We start from the raw sequence: 1,314 nt of genomic DNA on the forward strand, positions 1-1,314 counted from the left end.
CCATGACCACCTCCCGCTCGACATGGGAGGACCAGCCTGGACCGTCAACCCACAGGGCCGATTACCGGGTCGACGTTCTGAGATGCAGCACTAGTAACAACCCCTTGGCGACCAAACTTCACCTGGCCGTCGACACTGCGGGTCTGCCGCCGCCGGTGGTCCTCACTCCAGGACAGGCCGACGACAATTCCCAGCTGCTGCCGCTGCTCGACGACATCCCCGACATCCCCGACATCGACCTCAACGGCCAGCGAGTACGGGCCGGGCGGGTAATCGCCGGCAAGGCCCACGCCCACCCCAGCACTCGCACCGCGCTACGTCAGCGACGGATCAACGCCGCCATTCCCGAACGCATCGACCGGATCGACCGCCGCAAAGCGAAGGCTCGGCAATGGCAGAACACCGCCCTTCTGCCTCGATCTGTACAAACATCGCAACGCAGTTGAACGCTGCGTCAACCGGCTCAAGCAGTCCTGCGACGCGAAAACCAGCATGTCTGCCGAAGTCCGATTCGCCAGGCGCTACTCAAACATAATCCCGGAGAGCCACGGGCGTGCGATCGTTGGAAGCCGTACGCCGGAAGCAGCCAGTGGCGACCTCTGCAACCATTTCTTGGGACTGAATCCGACCTCGCTGCTTCGCAATGAAAATGGCAGGACGGAGCCCGGTATACCCCACCGCGCTCCGTCCCGACTTGCCCTACCGGCGCAACCGGAGAATGCGCCGGTCACATCAGTTGTCGTCCGGGTTCGCGCACAGGCCGCTGTCGTTGCCGGACAGGACCGGCACCGCGATGACGTTGACGTCGATGAAGCAGACGTTCAAGTCGCTGAGCACCTCGGAGTCGTCGAGGTTGACTCCACCGACCTGGTGGGTGAGGTCCAGCTCCGGGCCGTCGGCCGACGCCGTCGAGCCGATACCGATGAAAGCGCCCGCGATAGCGATGGCCGCTCCAGCCTTCTTCAGCACAAAAACTCCTTCAGATGTTTTCGGTCGCGGATCGCCAGAAGAGATGCACGTGACGATCTCCGTCGAACCATATCCAGCCGTGCAGGAAGAGCCAAACCGCCCATCGCCCGCGCGGGGATGCCGATTATGTTTAGATTACACAATCGAGTGAATCTGGGTCGCACGCCTGGAGGTCATTGGTGTCGACCTGCGAATACCTTCAGCGCAGGAGTGTCTCCAAAGGAGAAGAATCCACCGAAAGAGTGAGCGCGCTAGGAGCTGTTTGAAGTTCGGATCTAGGTTGGCTGGTGGCGCGCTGGTAGAACACGGATGTGGCGCGTTTTGATGTGACCGATGCCGAGTGGG

Annotated in this window: 2 protein-coding genes; one reads left to right on the forward strand and one right to left on the reverse strand. The window is 61.8% G+C overall.

Annotated features, from left to right (window positions below; genetic code table 11):
• Positions 1-446, forward strand: a 446-nt coding sequence (locus BLQ91_RS40945; protein WP_218130587.1) for a transposase, incomplete at its 5' end; no start/stop codon positions are given.
• Positions 447-732: 286 nt separating this feature from the next.
• Here the strand turns inward: BLQ91_RS40945 and BLQ91_RS39975 are convergent.
• A complete protein-coding gene (locus BLQ91_RS39975; protein WP_090105798.1) occupies positions 733-969 on the reverse strand; it encodes a hypothetical protein in 237 nt (78 codons plus the stop codon).
• Between the last annotated feature and the right edge of the window lie 345 nt (positions 970-1,314).

Origin of the sequence: Lentzea jiangxiensis (assembly GCF_900104175.1) — a bacterium.
GTDB classification, from domain to species: domain Bacteria; phylum Actinomycetota; class Actinomycetes; order Mycobacteriales; family Pseudonocardiaceae; genus Lentzea; species Lentzea jiangxiensis.